Raw genomic sequence first — 4,108 nt, 5'->3', positions numbered from 1 at the left:
TTCAGATAGGTTCGCCGATCGAGATAGATGTCCAGAATGCAATATGGCTGGTCATGCTGGATATGGATGCGCCGCATGTAGCGGTAGTCGCCGGTGGACAGCCCGTCCTCGGTGGAGGCCGGAAGATCAAACGTCTTTTCTATGACTTCGAGCGGTTCGGGCCGATTGCCCTCGAGCATGCCGAGCAGTTGCTGCCACGTCGATTCCAGACGGACTTTCTGCGGAACGATCTTCGGCGCGGTGACGAAAGTGCCCCTGCCTTGCTGAACCGACAATAGACCTTCGTCGGCGAGAACCGCCACGGCCTGTCGGATCGTGACGCGCGCCACGCCATATTCCAGCGCAAGCTGATCGATGGTCGGAATACGCTCACCGTCCAGCCGCTTGCCGGTCATGATGTCATTGCGCAACAATCCGGCAATCGCGTGATACAGCGGCAACTGCGTTTCGGATAGTTGTCGTCTATTGGCCTGCGACACGCGGACGAATCCTCTTTCAGCAGCTTGTTTCTTGCCGGCTATGGAGCACTGGGAGAGAGCTCCATAGCCTATGCGGCAACTCGGACCAGCTTCAATCGCCTGAGCGATCGGATGGGCAGCGACTAGCCGCCGTCCAGATTGTGAGCCGCGTCGAAGAAGTAATCCTTCCAGCTCGTCGGCGCCACGCTGAGCACCTTGGTGCGCGCGAGGAAGTCTGCCAGCTGTTTCGTATTCTTCGGAGCGATATCGAAGCTGAACTGCGGGCCGGTGAGAATACTGAGCAGCAGCGCCTTGTCCGTCTTGTCGCCGGTCGCCTCGACATATTTGTCGATCGACAGCCTCGGATTCGCCTTGATCAGTGCCATCGCTTCCCGGAAGGCTTCGTAGAAGGCAGCCACCAGCTTCGGATTGTCGCGAACGAAATCGGCCTTGGCGTAGGTGACGTTGACGGTCGCAGGGGCGCCCTGGATCTCGAACGAATCGGCGATCTTGTGAATCTTCGGATTCGTCAGCGCCCGCTCCTGGAATGGCGAACTCAGATACGCAACCGTCACCGGCGTGCCGCCATTCACGAGAGCGGCGTAAGCATCGGGAAGCTGCATGGCGACTTGCTGCGAATCGAAACGCCCCGAATTGCCTTTTCCGAATTCTTTCTCAGCCGCCATGGCGAGATAGATCGCCTGGATCGAGCCGCTGCCGACACCCGGAACGGCAATTCGATCATTCTCGGTGATGTCCTTCACGGACTTGATGCTGTCCTTGTTCGACACAAGGTAGATCGACGAGATGTTGCCGGCGACAAGCGCCTTCACGCCAAAATTCTTCCGCGTCCTGTCCCAAAGCAGCAGCATGCCGGACGCACCGCCGGCCACCAGCTGCACCGATCCGGAGAGCAGCGCGTCATTGAGCGTCGCGCCGCCGCCGAGCTGCGAGAATTCGGTCGTCACCTCGACGCTCGCTTTCTTCGCCGCCTTCTCCCAGAGCTTGTCGTGACCCATGATGATCAGAGGCAGGTAGCCCAGGCCGAACTGCGTCGCCACCTTCACGCGCGCCATTTCGGCATGGGCGGGTACCGATGGAACGACAGCGCTGCTGGCGATAAGAGCCGCGAGCAGCACCTTGCTCGGCAGTCCTGAACGTCGGAAGTTCTTGATCATATCTAATTCCTGTTTTCGCGGAACGTCTGCTTCACTTGGTCGTAGGCTCATCGGTGCGTTATCGTTGCATTCCCCACTTCTTGATGGTGCGGGCCTCGATCGCTCCGAAGACGAGCACTTCGACGAACAGACCGATCAGGATGACGGTCAGCAACCCCGCGAACACGGCCGGCGTGTTGAGATTGTTGCGGTTCTCGAAGATGTACCAACCGAGTCCGCCGGACCGCGAGGTGGCGCCGAACACCAGCTCGGCTGCGATCAGCGTTCGCCAGGCAAAGGCCCAGCCGATGCGCAAACCAGACAGGATCGCCGGAAACGCCGCAGGGATCAGCAGGCGGAAGATATAGGCCGGACCCGACAGTCCCATATTGCGTCCGGCCATGCGTACGGTTTCGCCGACCGACTGGAAGCCCACATGCGTGTTCAGCGCCACGGCCCACAGCACCGAATGAACCACCACGAAAAGAATACTGCCGGCGCCGAGGCCGAACCACAGCAATCCCAACGGCAACAGGGCAATGGCCGGCAGCGGATTGAACATCGCAGTGAGGGTCGACAGGATGTCGGAACCGATCGAGCTCGACACCGCGAAGGCGACGAGCAGCAGAGCCAGCGCGAGGCCAATGACATAGGCCTGGATGAGCAGCGTCAGCGACGACAGCGTCCGCGTGAACAGGACGCCCGATGTCAGCCCGCCCCAGAATGCGCTGCACGCTTCCAGCGCCGTCGGGAAGATCAGGTTGTTGTTGGCGTAGACGCCATAGGCCTGCCACAGCAGAACGAGCACAATCAGCACGCTCGCGCGGCGCAGCAGCGTGCTACCCAGAAGCACATCGCCGATCGGCAGCGCGCGCGACGCATCGAGATCAGGTGGCGGCTCCCGGAGCGGAAAGACCTGGTCCTTGCGGCCATCCGACGACGGCACGGCCTTGCCGGCCAGCAATACAGCTTCAGTCATGGGCTTCTTCCGTTTTGAAAAGGAGATCGTGGATGCGGTCATGCATGTCGCGGAATTCCGGCGAACCGACATCCTTGAAACCGATATGACCGACACCGATCTCGGCCCGCACACGGCCCGGATGCGGAGACAGGACGAGGACGCGCGAGCCGATCACGATCGCTTCCTCGATCGAATGCGTGACGAACAGCATCGTCAGCCGCGTTTCCTCCCACAGGCGCAGCAGTTCTTCCTGCATGGACCGGCGGGTCAGCGCGTCCAGGGCGGCAAACGGCTCATCCATCAGGAGCATCTTCGGCTCCATCGCCATCGCACGCGCAATGGCGGCGCGCTGCTTCATGCCGCCCGACAGCATGTGCGGATAGACGCTTCCGAATTTCGACAGATGCGCCCGCTTGAGCCACTGCTCGCATCGCGGCTTGATCTCCGACGCTGGAAATCGCCGAGTGACCTGCATGGGATAGGCGACGTTGTCGCCGATGGTCTTCCAGCTCAGAAGCTGATCGAACTCCTGAAACACCATCATGCGATCGGGGCCCGGCTTACGCACCGGCTGCCCGTCCAGCTTGATGGTCCCGTCTCTCGGCGCGTGAAAGCCACCGACCGCCTTCAAAAGCGATGACTTGCCGCAACCGGACGGCCCGAGCAGCACGAAGCGGTCGCCGCGATGGACCTCGAAGCTGACATCGTAGGTCGCCGTGACGATGTGATCCCGGGTCTTGTATTGCAGCGTCACGTCCTCGACCTGCAATACGGTGTCCGAGGCAGCGGCAGCACTCAGCGGAGCCTCTTTGCTCGATATATCCGCCACCGGCCTTACCTGAGGTTTTGTTGCGAGGGCTTGCACGATGTTCTCCAATTTTTCTGCACCCAGATTGATGCGAGAACCATGCCAGATCATTCCATCTGAGGATCATTCCATCAATAGGATGATATAAGGAATTTAGGATGTGAAGCCGGTTTTATATTCACTCGCCGTCCATTTCTTGCGCAGCGCGTGTATTTGACGAGATCGATGTCGACGCTGGGGCAAGGCGCATCTGCCGGTGCGCATCGTCTAGCGACGGTCGGCACCACGCGCTGAAGAGCGCTTGGACAACCATCACTCCGTTGAATTTTCGGCAAAACACGGGGCACCATCACCAGCGCCGCCGCGATGTGCGCGCACGGCATATTGCTCTCCGCTCGTCAACACGTTGACGATGCGCCGAATGATTGCACTCACATCGTGCAATTCGGGACGATCAGGGGCCTTCCGCACTGGCTTCTGTTTGTGCAGGTCGGTCCGAGATCGTCGCCGGATTACCGCCATGCGCCTCATCGGTAGACACAGACTACTTGCGCTCGATCGGACATGATGACATCCTCATGCCCATCTTCATTCTTTTGTTATCGACGTCCGCATCAAGGTTCGGACAACATTTACCAGGAGCATTGCAAACTCAATTGTCACGGAAGAGCTCGGATCGCCATTTGCGACCGACGCCGAAGGAGCAACCGCCCCGGAAACTCTC

At 59.9% G+C, this 4,108-nt stretch carries 4 protein-coding genes and 1 riboswitch; all 4 genes read right to left on the bottom strand.

Annotation, left to right across the window (positions count from 1 at the left end; all coding sequences use genetic code 11):
* On the bottom strand, nt 1–395 hold a 395-nt coding region (locus AC629_RS39765; RefSeq protein ID WP_143199806.1), incomplete at its 3' end, for a GntR family transcriptional regulator.
* A 206-nt stretch (nt 396–601) separates the two neighbouring features.
* The gene (locus tag AC629_RS39760) at nt 602–1,636 is read right to left on the bottom strand and encodes an ABC transporter substrate-binding protein (protein WP_168195702.1); all 1,035 of its coding nucleotides are present in this window, start codon (nt 1,634–1,636) and stop codon (nt 602–604) included.
* 58 nt (nt 1,637–1,694) lie between these two features.
* Complete coding sequence (locus AC629_RS39755; RefSeq protein ID WP_084810137.1) at nt 1,695–2,594, bottom strand: ABC transporter permease; 900 nt, start codon at nt 2,592–2,594, stop codon at nt 1,695–1,697.
* Nucleotides 2,587–3,441, bottom strand: coding sequence for an ABC transporter ATP-binding protein (locus AC629_RS39750; protein ID WP_502693097.1), 855 nt, complete (start codon nt 3,439–3,441; stop codon nt 2,587–2,589). Before AC629_RS39750 ends, AC629_RS39755 begins: the two co-directional genes overlap by 8 nt.
* A gap of 595 nt (nt 3,442–4,036) precedes the next feature.
* A riboswitch (glycine riboswitch) is annotated at nt 4,037–4,108 on the top strand. This riboswitch is flagged as partial in the annotation.

Source organism: Bradyrhizobium sp. NAS80.1, assembly GCF_001908205.1.
In the GTDB taxonomy this organism is placed as follows: domain Bacteria; phylum Pseudomonadota; class Alphaproteobacteria; order Rhizobiales; family Xanthobacteraceae; genus Bradyrhizobium.
This window is presented reverse-complemented; position numbering and strand designations above follow the sequence as displayed.

Coding starts and splice junctions, on each gene's coding strand:
- AC629_RS39760 (WP_168195702.1), bottom strand. CDS start 1,636: ATGATCAAGAACTTCCGACGTTCAGGACTGCCGAGCAAGGTGCTGCTC.
- AC629_RS39755 (WP_084810137.1), bottom strand. CDS start 2,594: ATGACTGAAGCTGTATTGCTGGCCGGCAAGGCCGTGCCGTCGTCGGAT.